9 protein-coding genes are annotated in these 17,786 nt (G+C 61.7%); 4 read left to right on the forward strand and 5 right to left on the reverse strand.

Going from position 1 to position 17,786, the window contains the following annotated elements; genetic code table 11:
• The first annotated feature begins 168 nt into the window (after positions 1–168).
• The 3 genes from RE432_RS10395 (at position 169) to ilvC (ending at position 3,520) form a co-directional block, all read left to right on the forward strand.
• Positions 169–1,890, forward strand: a complete 1,722-nt coding sequence (locus RE432_RS10395; protein WP_310933348.1) for an acetolactate synthase 3 catalytic subunit — start codon at positions 169–171, stop codon at positions 1,888–1,890.
• A gap of 12 nt (positions 1,891–1,902) precedes the next feature.
• A complete protein-coding gene (ilvN, locus tag RE432_RS10400) occupies positions 1,903–2,394 on the forward strand; it encodes an acetolactate synthase small subunit (RefSeq protein ID WP_310933349.1) in 492 nt (163 codons plus the stop codon).
• Positions 2,395–2,503: 109 nt separating this feature from the next.
• A complete protein-coding gene (gene ilvC / locus RE432_RS10405) occupies positions 2,504–3,520 on the forward strand; it encodes a ketol-acid reductoisomerase (RefSeq protein ID WP_310933350.1) in 1,017 nt (338 codons plus the stop codon).
• A gap of 205 nt (positions 3,521–3,725) precedes the next feature.
• On the opposite strand, the gene RE432_RS10410 is transcribed toward ilvC, so the two are convergent.
• The 5 genes from RE432_RS10410 to RE432_RS10430 form a co-directional block, all read right to left on the reverse strand.
• Positions 3,726–4,139, reverse strand: a complete 414-nt coding sequence (locus RE432_RS10410; protein WP_310933351.1) for a hypothetical protein — start codon at positions 4,137–4,139, stop codon at positions 3,726–3,728.
• 598 nt (positions 4,140–4,737) lie between these two features.
• A complete protein-coding gene (locus RE432_RS10415) occupies positions 4,738–5,037 on the reverse strand; it encodes a hypothetical protein (RefSeq protein ID WP_310933352.1) in 300 nt (99 codons plus the stop codon).
• 84 nt (positions 5,038–5,121) lie between these two features.
• Positions 5,122–5,532 (reverse strand): hypothetical protein, encoded by a 411-nt coding sequence (locus RE432_RS10420; RefSeq protein WP_310933353.1) that lies wholly within the window; start codon positions 5,530–5,532, stop codon positions 5,122–5,124.
• Entirely contained in the window at positions 5,529–13,343 is a 7,815-nt protein-coding gene (locus tag RE432_RS10425; RefSeq protein ID WP_310933354.1) for a hemagglutinin repeat-containing protein, read from the reverse strand. Before RE432_RS10425 ends, RE432_RS10420 begins: the two co-directional genes overlap by 4 nt.
• Before the next feature lie 37 nt (positions 13,344–13,380).
• Positions 13,381–15,030, reverse strand: a complete 1,650-nt coding sequence (locus tag RE432_RS10430) for a ShlB/FhaC/HecB family hemolysin secretion/activation protein (protein ID WP_409079864.1) — start codon at positions 15,028–15,030, stop codon at positions 13,381–13,383.
• A 386-nt stretch (positions 15,031–15,416) separates the two neighbouring features.
• Here RE432_RS10430 and RE432_RS10435 point away from each other — a divergent pair, with 386 nt between their 5' ends.
• Entirely contained in the window at positions 15,417–17,750 is a 2,334-nt protein-coding gene (locus RE432_RS10435) for a TonB-dependent hemoglobin/transferrin/lactoferrin family receptor (protein ID WP_310933356.1), read from the forward strand.
• Positions 17,751–17,786 lie beyond the last annotated feature (36 nt).

The raw sequence follows: 17,786 nt of genomic DNA on the forward strand, positions 1-17,786 counted from the left end.
CATGAACGCTTGTGCTGTGTTTCGATAAGTTCGAATCGGGTCAGCAAGGTGTCTGGGTGGCATGGCTCCGTGAGCCACAAAGCGCCAGATCATGTTGTTGCAGCCGGTTAGGCTTGGGCGCTGTCTGGCCGGTCGAGGCGCATGTACTGGTTACGAAAGGAATACAATATGGAACTCAATGGCGCCGACATCGTCGTGCGTTGCCTTGCCGAAGAAGGCGTAGACCATGTCTTTGGCTATCCGGGCGGCGCGGTACTGTACATCTACGACGCAATCTACAAACAAGACAATTTCAAGCATATTCTGGTTCGCCACGAACAGGCTGCCGTGCATGCGGCCGATGCCTATTCGCGCTCGTCGGACAAGATCGGCGTGGCGCTGGTCACCAGCGGCCCGGGCCTGACCAATGCCGTCACGGGCATTGCCACCGCCTATATGGACTCCATCCCCATGGTGATCATCAGCGGCCAGGTACCCAGCAATGCCATCGGCGAAGACGCCTTCCAGGAATGCGACACGGTCGGCATCACCCGGCCTTGCGTCAAGCATAATTTCCTGGTCCGCGACGTAAAAGACCTGGCCGAAACCATGCGCCGCGCCTTTTATATTGCCAAGACCGGCCGGCCCGGCCCTGTCCTGGTGGACATCCCCAAAGACATCACCGTGGCCAACTGCAAGTTCGTGCCCAAGCGCGGCGAAGTCAAAATGCGCTCGTACGCGCCGGTGGTCAAGGGCCATCAGGGCCAGATCAAGAAAGCGGTCCAGATGCTGCTGGCGGCCGAGCGGCCCATGATTTATTCGGGCGGCGGCGTGGTGCTGTCCGATGCCTGCGCCGAACTGCGCGAACTGGTCGAACTGACCGGCGCGCCCTGCACCAATACACTGATGGGCCTGGGCGCCTTTCCGGCCAGCGACGACAAGTTCGTGGGCATGCCGGGCATGCACGGCACCTACGAAGCGAACATGTCCATGCAGAACTGCGATGTGCTCATCGCCGTGGGCGCGCGCTTCGATGACCGCGTGATCGGCAACACCAAGCATTTTGCCCAGAATCCGCGCAAGATCGTTCATATCGATATCGATCCGTCTTCGATCTCCAAGCGCGTGCGCGTCGATGTCCCCATCGTGGGCAACGTCAAGGACGTCCTGCAAGAACTGAATGCCCTGTATGCCCAGGCGGCTATCGACACCCCCGCCAACAAAGACGCCCTGGCCAAATGGTGGCAGCAGATCAATACCTGGCGCGGCAAACAGTGCCTGGTCTATGAAAACTCCGATACCGTCATCAAGCCGCAGTTCGTGGTCCAGAAGCTGTGGGAAGTCACGGGCGGCAATGCCTTTGTCACGTCCGACGTCGGGCAGCACCAAATGTGGGCGGCCCAGTACTATGGCTTCAACCAGCCGCGGCGCTGGATCAACTCGGGCGGCCTGGGCACCATGGGCGTGGGCCTGCCTTATGCCATGGGTGTGCAAATGGCCAACCCGGACAGCGACATCGCCGTCATTACGGGCGAAGCATCCATACAGATGAACATCCAGGAACTGTCCACCTGCAGCCAGTATCGCCTGACGCCCAAGGTGCTGTGCCTGAACAACCGCTACCTGGGCATGGTGCGTCAGTGGCAGCAGATCGACTACGGTTCGCGCTATTCCGAATCCTATGTCGACGCCTTGCCGGATTTCGTCAAACTGGTCGAAAGCTACGGGCACGTGGGCATGCGCATCGAAAAGCCGGCCGACGTCGAACCGGCCATCCGCGAAGCGTTCACCAAGCACAAAAACAGGCTGGTCTTCATGGACTTCATTACCGACCAGACTGAAAATGTGTGGCCCATGGTCAAGGCCGGCCGCGGCCTGACTGAAATGCTGCTCGGTTCCGAAGACCTGTAAGGAGAGAAAACAATGAAACACGTCATTTCTATCCTTCTGGAAAACGAACCGGGCGCGCTCTCGCGCGTGGTGGGGCTGTTCTCGGCGCGGGGCTACAACATCGAAACCCTGACCGTCGCACCGACCGAGGATGCCACCTTGTCGCGCATGACCATCGTGACCAAGGGGTCGGACGAAGTCATCGAGCAGATCACCAAGCACCTTAACCGCCTGGTCGATGTGGTGAAAGTGGTGGACTTGTCCGAAGGGCCGCACATCGAGCGCGAGCTCATGCTCATCAAGGTGCGGTCCGTGGGCAAAGAGCGCGAAGAAATGAAGCGCATGGCCGACATTTTCCGGGGCCGCATCATCGACGTCACCGACAAGGTCTATACCATCGAGCTGACCGGCGACCAAGGCAAGATCGAGGCCTTCATCGGCGCCCTTGACCGCAGCGCCATCCTGGAAACCGTGCGCACCGGCGTATCGGGCATAGGCCGCGGCGAACGCGTCCTGAAGCTTTAATTTATTATTCACCGGCCAGGCGGCTGTATGCCGGCCAATGTTTAACCATAGCGTCTGAATGCCCGCATTCAGCAAAAATCAAAATACCGAAAGTATTGGAGCACCTTAAATGAAAGTTTTCTACGATAAAGATTGCGACCTTTCCCTGATCAAAGGCAAAACGGTTGCCATCATCGGCTACGGCTCGCAAGGCCATGCCCACGCGCTCAACCTGCACGAATCGGGCGTCAACGTCATTGTTGGCCTGCGCAAAGGCGGCGCCTCCTGGAGCAAGGCTGAAAACGCCGGCCTGAAAGTGCAGGAAGTGGCCGAGGCCGTCAAGGCCGCCGACCTGGTCATGATTCTGTTGCCCGACGAAAACATTGCCGAGGTCTACCGCAATCAGGTGGCCGGCAACATCAAGGCGGGCGCGGCCCTGGCATTTGCCCACGGTTTCAACGTTCACTACGGCCAGGTTCAGCCTCGCGCCGACATCGACGTCATCATGGTCGCGCCCAAGGCGCCCGGCCACACGGTTCGCGGCACCTACAGCCAGGGCGGCGGCGTGCCTTCGCTGGTTGCCGTGCACCAGGACAATTCCGGTGCGGCCCGCGATATCGCCCTGTCGTATGCCTGCGCCATCGGCAGCGGCCGCGCCGGCATCATTGAAACCAACTTCCGTGAAGAAACCGAAACCGACTTGTTCGGCGAGCAGGCCGTACTGTGCGGCGGCACCGTCGAACTGATCAAGGCCGGCTTCGAAACGCTGGTCGAGGCGGGCTACGCGCCTGAAATGGCCTACTTCGAGTGCTTGCACGAACTCAAGCTGATCGTCGACCTGATCTACGAAGGCGGCATCGCCAACATGAACTACTCCATCTCGAACAACGCCGAGTATGGCGAGTACGTGACCGGCCCCAACATCGTCACCGAAGAAACCAAGAAGGCGATGCGCAAGTGCCTGACCGACATCCAGACCGGCGAATACGCCAAGAGCTTCATCCTAGAAAATGCGGCGGGTGCTCCCACGCTGATTTCGCGCCGCCGCATCAACGCTGAGTCGCAAATCGAACAGGTTGGCGGCAAGCTGCGCGCCATGATGCCCTGGATCGCCGCGAACAAGCTGGTCGACCAGACCAAGAACTAAGCAGCTACTGCCTTGCTTAGCAACCCGGCTTCGTGCCGGGTTTTTTAATCTCAGGATGGCTTTAGTATCGGGGTTCGCAGGGCTATGCTGTCATCAGGAAAGGTAGACTCAGCAACGCCAAACGTCTCAGCATTTCCGCTCCCAATTTCCTGTCCGCAATGTTCTACGACCCGCTTGCGCATGTCGCTGCGCGAAAGGCTGTCTATCATCTATTCGGCTTTGGGGACTGGCATGCCGGGTACTGGCTTGGTATTTCACCATCGCATGTACCCGTATACTTGTAGCCCTTGTCCATCATGCAAAGCTGAACGCCATCAAATTTCTTAGATGACAAATCAGCTGTCTCTTTGCTAGTGCCTCCTGATATTCCTGCGACTCCACCACCAGGCAATCCGCCACAGGCCACCCAGTCTTGCTGGCGTATATCATTTCGTCCCGATACTTCTTGCCACTTTTCCATTGATGATGGGGATCTGAATAACGCGTCATAAGCTTTCTTGTCGCAATACACCATCGGCGTCTGCGGGCCGCAAATTCTCCCATTACCAATGGTGCATCCTGAAAACATGCTACTTATGGCGATGATTGGAAGAATAGTTCTGATCACGAGCATGTTCATTTTGATAATTTTCTCCTTTTATCACCCAGCTGTCGCATCTTAAGGAAGGCACTCTGGCACTGGGTTGTCATAATCGTTGTTGTCGCAGCCATCAGGATGGCGAGCATTCTGCTTGCAATACTCATAGTCCGTCTTTGCCTTGCAATACGGGCTATTCAATCTCCGGCTGATGCTGGGGGTGGGAACAGTTGCTCCCGGAGCACACACCGGCAAATTCATCTCACGATAGTTCGCGCACCACGATAAACTTCCATCTTTGTGATGGAATTCCGCCTTCTCCATACACATAGAAATTGACGCCTGTTCGTTCCTAGCAAGTCGATAATATTCAGAGCCCTTGCTGCTCGGTTCCGGCATCCCGCACTCAAGTAGCGCTTTTTTTACATCTACAATGCTACGGCCCGTCGCCGTCCAGTTTAAGAAAACCGGAGGTGGAGGCTGAAACAGCCTTTCCGCACATCCAGAGACCGATATGCCTGTCAAGATCAGGAAAAGTCTTCCCGGCATCGCCAAACGTCTTATCATTGCCCACCCCCATATCCCTTTCCGTAATGCGCTATAACCCGCTTGCGCATGTCGCTGCGCGAAAGGCTCTCTATCATCTATTCGGCTTTAGGGACTGGCATGCCGGGTACTGACTTGGTATTTCACCAACACATGTGTCTGTATAACGGTAGCCATTTTTCATCATGCAGTACTGCAGCTCGTCGAACTTTACTTTACCGGCGCGCTGCGGACCGAAATGACGGATATCTTCTTCCGTCAGGGCGTATCCTCCTATCTTATTTCCACCGCAGGATATCCACTGTTCTTCCCTTCTATCTGTCATTTCATTTTTAGCTACCCAATAGTCGCGGAGCGGGATTATGTTGCTCCCTGCTGATGGATCACCATTCATCCAGAATCCACCGATCCCGCATCTCGATAGCAACACAAACAAACCTGTCAGAGGTACGCCCGCTTGAACATTAACCGAGGCTCCTCACCTGTTCATCGCTTTACATGCAGGGTACTGGCTGGGTATTTCACCATCGCATGTTCCCGTATAGCTATATCCTTTCTTCATCATGCAGTACTGCATGTCATCAAACTTAATACTGGCGGCCTCAAGTGTTGTTCTTCCTTTTAGATCTTCCGTGGAGATCCCATATCCGCCATTAACGTTCCCGCCACAGTCCATCCAATCCTTCCGGCGGCCATCAATACTTACCGATGCCTTCTCCCAATAATCCCTGCTTGGGGTTGGATACAACAGTTTTTGATATGCTTCTCGATCGCAATATGCTGATGGTGTCTGAGGGCCACAAATTCTCCCATTACCAATGGTGCATCCTGAAAACATGCTACTTATGGCGATGATTGGAAGAATAGTTCTGATCACGAGCATATTCATCTTGATGCCTTTAGGAAGGTGGAGATAGCTTGCCAGACTTCCTTTGGCAAGGCTTCAGACATCGCAAAGGGTGCAGCTGGAGCTATGGCGACAATGGACCATGTAGCTTGTGCGTTTGAAACAAGCTTCGATCTGTCACGGGTGGCATTTCCGTCTTTGTCGTAAAGTCCACTCAGTTTCCCGCCAATCATATCGTGTGTTCCTGCGAAAGCCTCAACGACCTTATCCGCCAAGCTTCCTGGAGAATATGGAATTCCGAATAAAGTTCCCTTTGCTCCCTGAATTCCACCGGTTGCTCCAGATGCTTTCTTTCCCTCGTCGGTTTTCAGGAATTGTGCCAGGGTCATTTTGGTCTCCTTGATATCAAATTTGACCATATTGTTTTCATCGCGTTGCAGCGATCCGTCCGGGTTGGTAACGCATCGCTTATTTTGTGCTCCACAAATAATGTCGAGATCCACCCGTGTTCCTCCTATCTTTTTTTCATCTCCATTTACCCCGGCGCTTGTGCCAGAGATGTTGCTCAGCGGATCGCCACTACCATCGGTGATGCCCGCGAATTTCATCGAGTCCTCAATCATCAGCCTCCGCATTTCACTGGCGGCAGCAGAAAGCGTTTCCTTAGTGACGGCCGAAACGCCGGACCCCGTCACCGCTCCAATCAGCACGTTCATTGCGCGCTCTTGCAGCTTGAGATCGCGTAGCTCACTTTCGACCGCCGACTTCTCTTCCGGTGTTTTGGCATCCTTCAATTTAGCCTGAAGTTCTGCACGCTCGCGTTGCACATACCTGTCCATCTGTGAGTACGCTTGCTGCGAGAAGGCCGCCGCGATTTCCGCTTGAGCCTGTACCTGAGCGGCCAGCTTGTCTGGGTCCCAGTTCTTGGTCAGCCCATTTGCGCTATCGCCGGTGAGTACATCCCGGTCAATGCTGGCAACGGTTTCGTCAGCGATTTTGCCAGTCAGGGCCTCTTGCGCGGCTTGATCGCGGATTTCAAGTTTTCCGACACTGATACCGCTGCGCGTGGAGCTGTGGTCGCTGCCGCTTTCCTTGCTGTATCCGGGCGCGCCAGCACTTGCGTCGTTGCCAAAGTTCTGCAACGACCACTCGCTGCCTTTACCTGCAACGTTGCTGGCGGGAATGTTCTCGGATTTCTTGGCCGAGCCCTCGCCGTTGGTAGTTCCGTTCGCCTTCTTGTCGTCTCCGCTCATGCTGAAGCCACCGGATAGGCTGACGCCTGTCGCCTTGTACTTACTGCGATTCTCGATGTCGCTGACAGTCAGGGTGCCGGTACTCACCTCGTTCAGACCCGCCAGCACGGCATTGTCCGTGCTCGCAATGACGCCGCCCTTGAGGTCAGTGTTGCCTTTGACCTTGACGTCGAAGCCGCCATCGCCTGCCTGGATGCCGCTTTGCTCACTTACGCTGGCGAAGTCAGCGTCTACCCTGGACTTGGCGTAGCTGGCACTACCGGAGAAACCCGCGCCCACGGTGACGCTGCCGCCGACGTTGCTGTCCTTGCTCTTGAAGGTGCTGGTGTCTTGCAGGCTTTCGATATTGAGGTTGCCGCCTACGTCGGCCACGACCTGCTTGCCGCTGGCGACGGCGCCGCGCAGGTGGGTGTCGCCACCGGATTCCAGGGTCAGGCGATTGCCGGCGCTGACATGGGTATTGGTCCAGGTGACGTCCTGGCCGTCGCCTTTGCCCTTGCCGCGGCTGGCGTTGGCGGTGATGCCCATGGAGGCGCCGCCCTGGCCGACGGAAATCGCGACGCCCACGCCCGCGCTGGAGCTGGAACTGCTGCGGTGGGTTTCGACGGTGTTCTTGGCTGCCAGAAGGTTGATGTCGCCATCGGCCTTGAGGTGGGCATTGCCGCCCGCGCTGATGGTGCTGCCGCGCACGGTCAGGTCGGAGTCCTGCCCGGCGCCGGTGGCGCTGATGCGCACGTCGCCGCCCGCGGCCACGGTGGAGCCGGCGGCCGTGTCGTAGGTGGTGGTGGATTTGCTGTCGCTTTTGCTGGAGCCGACGCTGACGGAAAGGTTGAGGCCGCCGGCGGCTTTGGGGTCCGCGCTGACGGCATCGTAGGCGTTGACGGCGGCCAGCCCGGTGGTCGCGGCGGCCAGCGCTTTCATCCGCGTGTCCGACGTGTTACCGGAGGCGCTTTTCATCTGCTGGCCTGTCTGGACCGCCGAAATCACGGGCGAGGTCACGGCCACGGTGAGGCCGGACTGGCGGAACTTGCTCTCTTGCGTGCTGGCGCCGGTTTCGCGCGCCTCGATGATGTCCACCTTGCTGGCGTGGATGTCGATGTAGCCCTTGGGCGCCAGGACATGGCTGCCGGTCTGCTGGTAGTGGTTGCCCGCCACCAGGGTGACGTCGCCTTCCGTGGAGCCAACGGTCGAGGCCGCCGCACGGGTGCTGACGTCCTTGCGGTCGCCGCTCTGCATCTGGCTGCCGACGGTAAAGGCGACACCGCCGTTATGGAGGAAGCCGCTTTTCTTGGTTTCCTTGAAGTGGCTTTCGCTGGCGGTCTCCGTCGCCGCCTGGATGGTCAGATCGTTCTTCGCCACGATGACGGTGCGGGCATCGGAGACGACATTGCTGCCGGTGACGGTGACGTTCTGACCCTGGACCGCCACGGTGTCGCCGCTGAAGGTGCTGGCTGTTGCCGTGGTTTCTTCCAGGCTGTCACGGGTGGTCTTCTTGCTGGAGCCCAGCAGGTTTTTGGACTTGTGCTGGCGGCCTTCGCTCCAGTTGCTGCTGGCTTCGCCCGCCAGGATGTCGACATCGCCCTGGGCGACGGCGACCAGGGCGCCCTTGTCGCTGGTGACGTTGGCGGCGGTGGCGGTCAGGTCGCGGCCGGCTTGCAGCCGGACATCGCCTGCGGTGTCGATGCGGGTGCCGGCGTCATTCACGTAGCCTTGCTTGAGGTAGTTGCTGGCATTGCGGACGTTGTTTTCTTGCTCGGCAACCTTGACGGTGCCCAGCGTGAGGTCGCGGCCGGCGACGATGGCGGTCTGGCCGTCCTTGCCGCTGTTGATGACCTGGGCCGCAATCAGGTTGACGTCCCGGCCGGCCATGGCGACCAGCGTTCCCTCTGGTTTGCTGACGTACAAGCCGGCCACGCGGTCGACGTGGGTCCGGCTGAAATCGCTCAGGCCCGCCTGCTTGGCGTCGCTGCGGGTGGTGCTGGCGACGTTCAGGTCGCGCCCCGCCTTGACCAGCAAGGCGCTGTCGGCGTCGAGTACGCCGCCGATATTGTCGATATCGGTCAGGGCGGTCAGGGCCACGGCATCGCCGGTGATGCGGCCGCCCAGGTTGCGCAGGTTCTCGCCGGTGAGTTTCACTGCCGTGCGCCCGGCGATGGTGCCCGAGTTGACCAAATCGCCCTTAAGGTCAAGGTCGATGGCGTTGGCGGCCATCAGGGTGCCGCGGCCATCGAGGTCGCCCGGTTTTACCCTGACATAGACCTGGGGGACCAGGGCGCGGGTGGTGGTGCCGTCGGACAGCGTCACCTCGCGCTCTACCAGCCAGACGATATCGCTGGTGAGCTGGGCCATCTGTTCGGCGCTCAGCGCCACGCCGGGCCGCAGGTTCCACGCCTTGGCGTAGGTGCTGCCGGCTTCCAGCAGGGCGCGGTATTGCGCTTCGTCGCTGGCATAGCCGTCCAGGAAGCGGCGGCCGGTCAGTTGGCTTATCTGGTCGCGCACCAGCTTCTGTTCGTAGAAGCCGTCGCCTAGGCGTTTGTGCATAGTGGCCGGGTCGTAGCCGAGTTGGGACAGCATGTAGTCGGAGCTGAGCCAGTTGCGGTAGTCGGCGAAACGCGGGTCGGTCTCGACCAGGTAGCTGCCTGATTTGGGGCCGCGACGGAACAGGCTGTTGGCGGGAACGCCGGTGTCCATCTGGATGACCATGTTTGCGCCCGAACCGGCAGCCCCGTCTAACGAGGGATCGCGGACGCTGTGCTCGACGGCCGCATTGGCGCTGCCGCCCACGCTACTGTTGACCTGGCCTGTCTGATGGTTGCCCACAGTGAAGCCGCTGCCGCCGCCGGAGGCGTTCTGCACGACCTTGGAGATGTCGAGGGCGACCGTTTCGACAACGTCGGCAGGGGTGTAGGCAATCTTCGCGTCCCACTTGCGCTGGTGGTAGCGCTTCAGGCCGCCACGCCACCTGCTGTAGGTGTACTGGCTGGTGCCTGTTTCGCGAATGATGTGCTCGCCGAAGACTGCTTCGTTCTTCAGGTTGCGCAGATCGCCCCGGAGGGTGCCGCCGGCGATGATCTGGCTCTTGTCGTTGACCAGTTCGTCGCCGCGCAAGGTCATGTTGCCGCCGGAGCGGATCATGGACGGCGCGCTTCCGGTGACCTTCGTTTCGTATTCGGTCTGGATCACATCGTACTGGGTCCATGCGCGGACTTCCTCGCCCGTTTCCTTGTGACGGTAGCGTCCGGCGCGGCTCCAGCTCTCCCAGCGGTATTCGTCCGCGTTGTGCTTGTTCGGGTCGCCCTTGGGCTGGATGTAGAGGTACTGGGTGGCGCCGCCCACCTGCACCAGCTTGGTGCTGAAGTGAAGGTTGCGATTGAGCAGGCGGCGGGTGTCGATGGTCAGGCCGCCCAGCGACTCGATGGTGGCGCTGTCGTTAAGGATGAGGTTTGCGCGCCCGGCCGCCTGGCCGTTCGCGTCCAGCGTGCCGCCGATGTTCAGGGCATCGCTGCCGCCGCCGGCGCTGAATATCAGGGCTTGTTCGCGGTTGTTGATGAGGTTGGCGCCGATGTCCAGCCGCTGGCGGGCGGCGATGGCGGCGGCGCGGTCCGCCTCGTCACGGTTGTTCAGGGTGCCGGCCTGGATGGCCAGATGGTCGCCGTAGATACGGCCGGTGCCCACGTTATCCAGAGTGCCGGCGTCGATGCGGGTCTGGCCGCCGTCGATAAGGCCGCGGTTGGTCAGGGTGTCGCGGGCGGCGACGGTGGTTCGGCCTCCGGTCATCTGGCCGGTGGCGGTGTTGTTGACGTTGGCGCCACGGACTTCAAGGTCGCCGGCCTGGAGCAGGCTGTGGTTCGTCAGCAGGCCGGCGGTGCTGATGAGCGCGCGGCCGTTGGCGGTCACTTCCTTGAAGTTGGTGAAATCCTGCTGCAGGATAAGGCTCAGGTCGCCCTTGGACAACAGACTGCCGTCGCCGCCAAGACGGTCGGCGGTCACATTGAGCGACTCGCCGGCCAGCAGCGTGCCAGCCTGGTTCAGGACGCGGTTGATGGCGACGTCGATGCTGCCGACCGAGGAGACGCTGCCGCGCGTGTTGTCGAGCACGCCCTGCGCGCCCGTGCTGCGAATGCCGATGTGGCTGTCGGCGGCGATGGCGCCGGCGGTGTTGTCGATGTGGTTGGCCGACAGCGCCACGGTGTTGCCCTGCAGGCCAAGGGGCTTGTCGGCGTCCGCGCCTTGCGTGTCGCGGTTGAGGATCTGCGCGGCGTTGACCGTCAGGCCGTCCTCGGCAACCATCAGGCCGCCATTGTTGTCCGCCACGCCGGACAGGTCGGCGGTCAGGTCCTTGCCCGCCAGGATGCGGCCGCCGCCATTGCCGAGCGTCGAGGCCCCGATATCGACGCTGGCGCTGCTGCCCAGTTGGCCGCCGCGGTTGTCGATGCCGCTGCTGCGGGCGACCAGATCGCCCTGGCTATGCACGACGCCGCCGCGATTGTCCAGGTTGCCGCTGTTCAGCGCCAGCGTGCCGCCGCTCAGGATGCCGCCGGTGCTGCCGGCATCGGTGTTGACGAGCGCTTGGCCGTGGGTGTCCACGCGCATCGCCTGGGCCGACTGCAACAGTCCGCCCGCATTGTTCAGTACGCCGCTGTCCACGCTAAGGGTGCCGTGGGTGCTGGCGATAACGCCGTCGTCGCTGTTGTCGAGCGTACCGGCATTAACCTGCAAGCTGCCGTCGCCGGCGTGGGTAATGTAGCCATCGGTGTTGAGCAACTGCCCGGCGTCCAGGGTCAGGCGCTTCGCATTGCTGGCGATAGTGCCTTCGCTGTTGTCCAGCCGGCCCTTGACCTGGATGCGGGTATCGGTCTTGCCGCTGTGCTGGAAGGTGCCGGCGCGGTTGGAGAAGTCCTGCGCCTCCACGGCAACGGGACCGGCCAGTTGCATCAGGCCGGCATCGTTGTTAAGCAGGCCCGTGGCGATGCGCGCGTCGGCAGCGACCTTGATTTCGCCCTTGCGGTTGTCAAGGCCGCCGCCGCTTACGTCGAGCCGGCGCGCGCCGAGATGGCCGCCAGCATTGTCCAGGCCGGCGCTGGCTGCGACGTCGATATTGCCGCCAGCCATGATGCGCCCGCCGTCGTTGTCCAGCGTGGCGGCGATGTTCAGCAGGCCTGTCGCCAGGGGCGCAACGCCTGCGCCTGTGCCGGTTCCGGGCTGGCCGCCTCCGCCAGGGCTCCCGCTACCGCCAGAACTCCCGCCACCCGGCGAGCCGCCGCCGGTGCCGGCGGTTTCGCCGTTCGTGCCGGTTTCCAGTGTGCTGCCGTTGCCCGGCGGCGTGCCGGTATCGGTGGCTGCCAGACCGATACGGCCATCATCGCGGTTGCTCAGGTGCGAGGCGCGCAGCGCGAGATCCTGGGCGCCGGTCTGTTCGATGGCGCCGCCGCGGTTCTTCAGCGATCGAGCCTCGGCCTCGATACGGCGCGCGTTGAGCGTGCCCTTGCGGTTGTCGATGTCCTTGGGGGTAGCGACGAGCAGTTCGCGGCCGGCGCTGACTGTGCCGGTATTGGCGACACCGCCGCCGGCGCCGATGCGGGTGTCGGTCTTGGCCTGCATCGTGCCGCTGTTTTCCAGGCGGCCATCGGCGGTGACCACCAGTTGGCCGGCCTGAGCACCGATAGTTCCGGCGTTGCGCATGCCGACACCCTGTTCGGTGCCGACCAGCATGATTTTCTGGCTATACATGCCGCCCAGCGCGCCGACGTCCAGCGCGAAGGCGGGCGCTTCGCCGCTGGCCGCGAGCTTGCGCACCGTGGCATGGCCGGCGCTGACTTCGTTGGCGCCGGTGGTGACCTGCAACTGCTGCGCCCAGATACCGGCATTGGCTTGTACGGAACGGGCAATCAGATCCGTGTAGTTGGCGGCGCTGGCGTCCATGCCTTGGCCGTGAATCCGGATGGCGCCGCCCTGGACGCGGTACCCCTCCAGCGAGCCGCCGTTGATGATGGGCTTGCCGGTGGTAATGGTGGCCCGGTTGGCGTTGATAAAGCCGCAGCCGTCGCAAGAGATGCCGGCAGGGTTGGCAATGACGAGCTGTGCGCGGTCGCCGGCCACCTCGATATAGCCATTGAGCCGGCTCGGGTCGCTGGCGTTGACTTCATTAAGGATGACCCGGGCCGTGCCCTTGCCCAGCCAGGGGTTGCCTTGCACCCAGCCGCCCAGTTGCGTCTGCGTGTTCTTGCGGGAATTGTTAAGGATGGCGCCTTTCTGGTCGATATCGAACTGCCGGTAGGTGTTGCGCGAAACGCCCGCCGCACTGGGGGTCTGGATGTTCACCAGCGGCACGCCATTGGCCGTCCCCAGGACTGTGGGGCGTTGATTGCCGGGTGCGTTGGGGTCGGCCACAACCCGGGCATTGGCCAGTGGAACGATGACCGCCTGGCCGAGCGCGAGCGCCACGGCCAAACGCAGCGGGCTGAGCATGGCAAGAAAGCGGCTGCCGGCGGCGCCTGCCCCCGTGCTTGCGCCCGGCCCATCGCGCCGGGCGGTTTCCGCAACGACCTGGAGCAGGCTCAGCGCCCGGTTGAATACGATGCGGTAGAGGTTCTTGTTCATGCCATCCCATTCCTTGCTTGCGCGAAATCAGTGCGGGTCAGTAGGACCAACTGAGGTTGAAGCCCGTGGTCAGCGAGTCGGTGTGGAAGCCCTTGGGCTTGGATAGCGGCATGCCGGCGAACAGGTCCCAATAGAACCCCGCCGCGCCACCGCGCAGGCCCATGACCGAACCGGCCAGGTTGCGCCCCTGTAGCCAGCGTGTGGACGGGCCGGATACATGGCCGTAGTCGGCGCCGAAGTAGAGTTCCTGTCCGGCGCCGAGCATCACGCCGATTTCGTTGCGCCAGACCCAGCCACGTTCGCCCATCAGCGTCAGTTCGCCGTCGAAGCCGCGCACGGTGTAGCGGCCGCCGATGGCGTAGCGGTCTTGCGGCACCAGCGGCGTGCGGTCCCATTGCGCGCGCCAGCTGCCGATGTAGCGGGCGCGCTGCGCGCCCATCTGGAACGGGACCATCAGTTGGGCATCGGCGGTGATGACCTTCATCCGCGAGGTGCCTTCGCCGAAGTCCTCTTCGGGCGCGGCCATCGCACGGAATGCGCCGGTGCCCCGGCGGTAGGCGAAGCTGGCATCCAACGTGCTTTGGCCCAGATATTCGCGGTGGGTCAGGCCCAGCTCCCAGCCGCCCGTGCGGCGGCGCTGGACCTCGATTTCGGTGTCGTCGATGTAGTTGTTGGACTTGCGCATCCAGCCCCGGCCATGGAGTGACGTCTTGCGGCCGGCGTCGCGGTAGACCAGGCGCGACAGGCGCATGTCGGCGTTGTCGCTCGTGCCGCTGTAGACATAGTTCTGGCTGTATCCGGCAACGGTCTGCCGGTACTTGTAGCCGCTGGCGGTCGCGCTGAGGGTCCAGTAGCCATACGGCACGCTGTAATGCGCGGTGTAGCCGCGGGTGCCCTTGCTGTTGGCGTTGAAGACGTCATGGTTGACGTTGGCGTAGAACAAGTCATTCCACATGAGCAGGTCATCGAGCGAGAGGGTGGCGCCGCCCTGGAGCTTGCCGGTCGCCTTGCTGCCGGCGTCGTCCAGCGACACGCTGAAGCGAACGGGCGGGGAGCGCTGCCGCCAGGCGATGACCAGGTCGCTTTCGCCGGGCCGGGCGTCCGCGCCGTCCGCCGGGACGATCTGGATGTCGGCCTCGACCGTGGGCACGCGCTTGAGGTTCTCTAGTGCCTGTTCAATGTCACGCAGGTTGAGCAGGTCGCCCCGCTTGGCCGGCACGGCGTTCCACGCGGTTGCCTTGAGCGACGTGCCGGGCGCGAAACGGATGCTGCGGATGCGGCCGGGCACGACGGTCAAGGCTAGCGTGCCAGTCTTGAGATCTTGTGGCGCGGCGAGAATGCGGGTGGTGACGAACCCGCGAGCGATGACGGCGTTTTGCACACGCGCCATCACCACGTTGATGCCATCGGTTCCCAGGCAGCGCCCTGTGGCGGGGTCATTCCTGGGGTCCGCCGCCCTCAGCGCCCAGGCGAAGCGCTCGGCATCCTCGCCATCCAATTGAATCCGTGCAATGCGGAAGCAGGGGGCCTCGTCCGCCGGCAGTTGCCCGGCCGGCGGCGTTTGCGACGGCCGCAACCGCACATCCGGCGAGGCCTCTTGCTGCTCGCGCAGGACGCGCTCCCGTTCCTGCTGGCGCAGCAGTTCCTGCGCGGCGCTGTCCTGCATCTGCGCCAGCGCCGGCAACATGGGCGCCAGCAGGCCAAACAAGGCCCAACGCGCATGTCGAAACCACGCTCCCATCCCATCCCCCTTTGCATCCCTGTGCAATCACGCCCCGGCGCTGCGCGAACACTGTGTTTCGCTGCGGCCGCTTGGTCTTGGATGAGGCAGGATAAGAGCGGGTTCGAGTGTTTGGAATCAGACAATTCTTAAAATTGGCCGTGTCTCGTTTTTTCGGACTAGATAAGGCGATGACATGGCGCGACCACAACAGTGTCCGTTCGCGCCGGGTTGTCATGCGTACTGGGCAGCCCGGCATGTCATGTTGAACATTGGGTAGCAGTCATTGATAACAAGAATGAAAATGGTTATCATTTTTAATTCTGATTGAAACTCATTGGATCAATAAAAACATGACCAAGTTGCAAGTGTGGTGGGGTGGGGCATTCCTGGCGGCGGCAGCGGTCCAGGCAGGCGCGCAGGGCAGTGCCGTGGCGGAAAGCCAGCCCGCCAGCTCGGGCGGCCAGGCCATACAGACACTGGCCCCTTTGCGAATTCAGGGGCAAACGCTGGCGTCGCAATTGCCGGAAGGCGCCACGGTCACCACGCGCCGGCAATTGGATGAGCGCGCCATCGAAAGCTGGGAAGACTTCGCCAAGCGGGGCGAGCCCGGTGTCAACTTCAGCACCGGCAGCAAGAGCGTGAATATCCGGGGCATGGACCAGGACCGCGTGGTAACGCGCGTGGACGGCATCCGCATCCCCTGGATGAACGATGGCGCGCGCGACGAAAAGGGCGGACTGGACACCATCAACTTCAATACGCTGTCCAGCATCGATCTGGTGCGCGCAGCGGGCGCGCCGCAGTCGGGATCCCTGGTGGGCTATTTGAATTTGCGTACGCTCGCGCCTGACGATCTATTGGGCCTGGGCCAGGATTTCGGCGCGCTGGTCAGAAGCGGGTACGACAGCGCGGACGACAGCTGGGGCCTGGATGCGGCCCTGGCGGGCCGCCTGGGCGACAGCGGCACCCGTTGGTTGGTGCAGGCGGGCCAGCGCAAGGGGCACGAGATGGACAACCAAGGGCGCGTGGGCGGATACGGTCCGCTGCGCGACAAGCCCAACCCGGAAACCTACACACAGCGCAATGTCATGCTCAAGCTGCAGCACGACTTCAATGCCGAGCACCGCGTCACGGCCAGCGGCGAATTGTTCAAGCGAACCGGGACGGTCGACAGCCTTCATGCGCAGGGAACCCTCACCTTCGCCCTGGGCGGCAACTATACCGACAAGGAGTCCTCGCGCAAGCGCGCGGTGCTGGGTTATGAGTTCCGGTCGATCGAGGAAAAGGCCGCGGTCAGCCGGGGGGATGTCAAGCTGTACTGGCAGCGCGGCTATCAGGCAGGCAGCCAGCATGCGATACGGCTGCCCGACCCGCGCGGCGAGGTCATGTTCGGCCCGTTTCCCGTTGGGCAGGTATACGGCTACGGATATCCGTACGGCCCTTATGGACGCAGCAACAGCATTCAGAAAACCGGGCGTGGGCTGTTGACGGAATGGCAGGGCTACCTGATGTCCGGCGGCCTGCAGCATCATTGGGCCGTCGGGGGCGAATGGTACGGCAATCGCCTGGAGCAGCGTTCCACCGGATATGACAACTGCCCCGACTTCCTGTTGCCCAATCCGCCGCTGGGTCCGCGAAGCTGCGACCTGCTGCATACCAATCAAAGCGATATTCCCCAGGCGGACGGGGATCAATGGTCTTTATGGGCGCAGAACGAGATGTCGTGGGCCGAGGGCAAATATGCCCTGACGCCTGCCTTGCGCTTCGATGCCTACCGGTTCTCGCCGGAAGCCGGCGGCGCTTATGACGCCAATCCGAATGCCCGGGTCACCGCGCTTTCATCCACCAGCGGCCAGCGTTTGTCGCCGTCCCTGCTGGCTGCTTACCGGCCGCGCGAAGACCTTTCTTTCTATGCCAAATACGGATATGGCTACAAAGCCCCCAGTGCAACCCAGCTGTATACCAACTATGGCGCGCCCGGTACTTATCTGCGCGTGGGCAACCCAAACCTGAAAGCCGAAGTCAGCCGGGGCTGGGAGCTGGGCATGGATGCGGGCACGGCCGATCTGGGCGGCCGTTTAAGCGTGTTCGATAATCGCTATCGCGATTTTATTGAAGAAGAAGTGCCTTTGAACCCCGATTCGCCTGAATGGAATCCGGCCTGGGCCGGGGTCTACCCCATGGGCGTCACGGGTTTTGCCAACCGGTCGCGCGTGCGCATCTACGGCGCCGAGCTGAGCGGGCACTGGAACATCAACAGCAACTGGTATACCTGGGGTTCTTTGGCGTGGTCGCGCGGTAAAGACCAGGACACCGACCGCTATCTGAATTCGGTGGCGCCGCTCAAGGCCATCTTGGCGCTGGGATACCGCTCGGAGCAGTGGGGCGCCGAAGCCATCACCACACTGGCCAAGCGCCGTTCCCATGTCGAATACCCCGAGGCAACCGCCGACGTCAGCACGCCTGATTTTCAGGCGCCCGGCTACGGCCTGCTGGATCTGACGGCATGGTGGAAGCCGCAAGCGGTCAAGGGCGTGCGCCTGCAGGCCGGCATATACAACGCGTTTGACAAGAAATACTGGAATGCCTTGAATGTACCGCGTCCCGGCCGCGATCCGCATCCCATCGATTACTACACTGAGCCGGGGCGCAGCTTCCGCGTGAGCCTGACTTATCAGTATTAATCGAACTGATAATCAATCTTGTTGTCAGTATAATCA

The sequence above is a fragment of the Pusillimonas sp. SM2304 genome (assembly GCF_031628915.1).
Taxonomy (GTDB): domain Bacteria; phylum Pseudomonadota; class Gammaproteobacteria; order Burkholderiales; family Burkholderiaceae_B; genus Pusillimonas_C.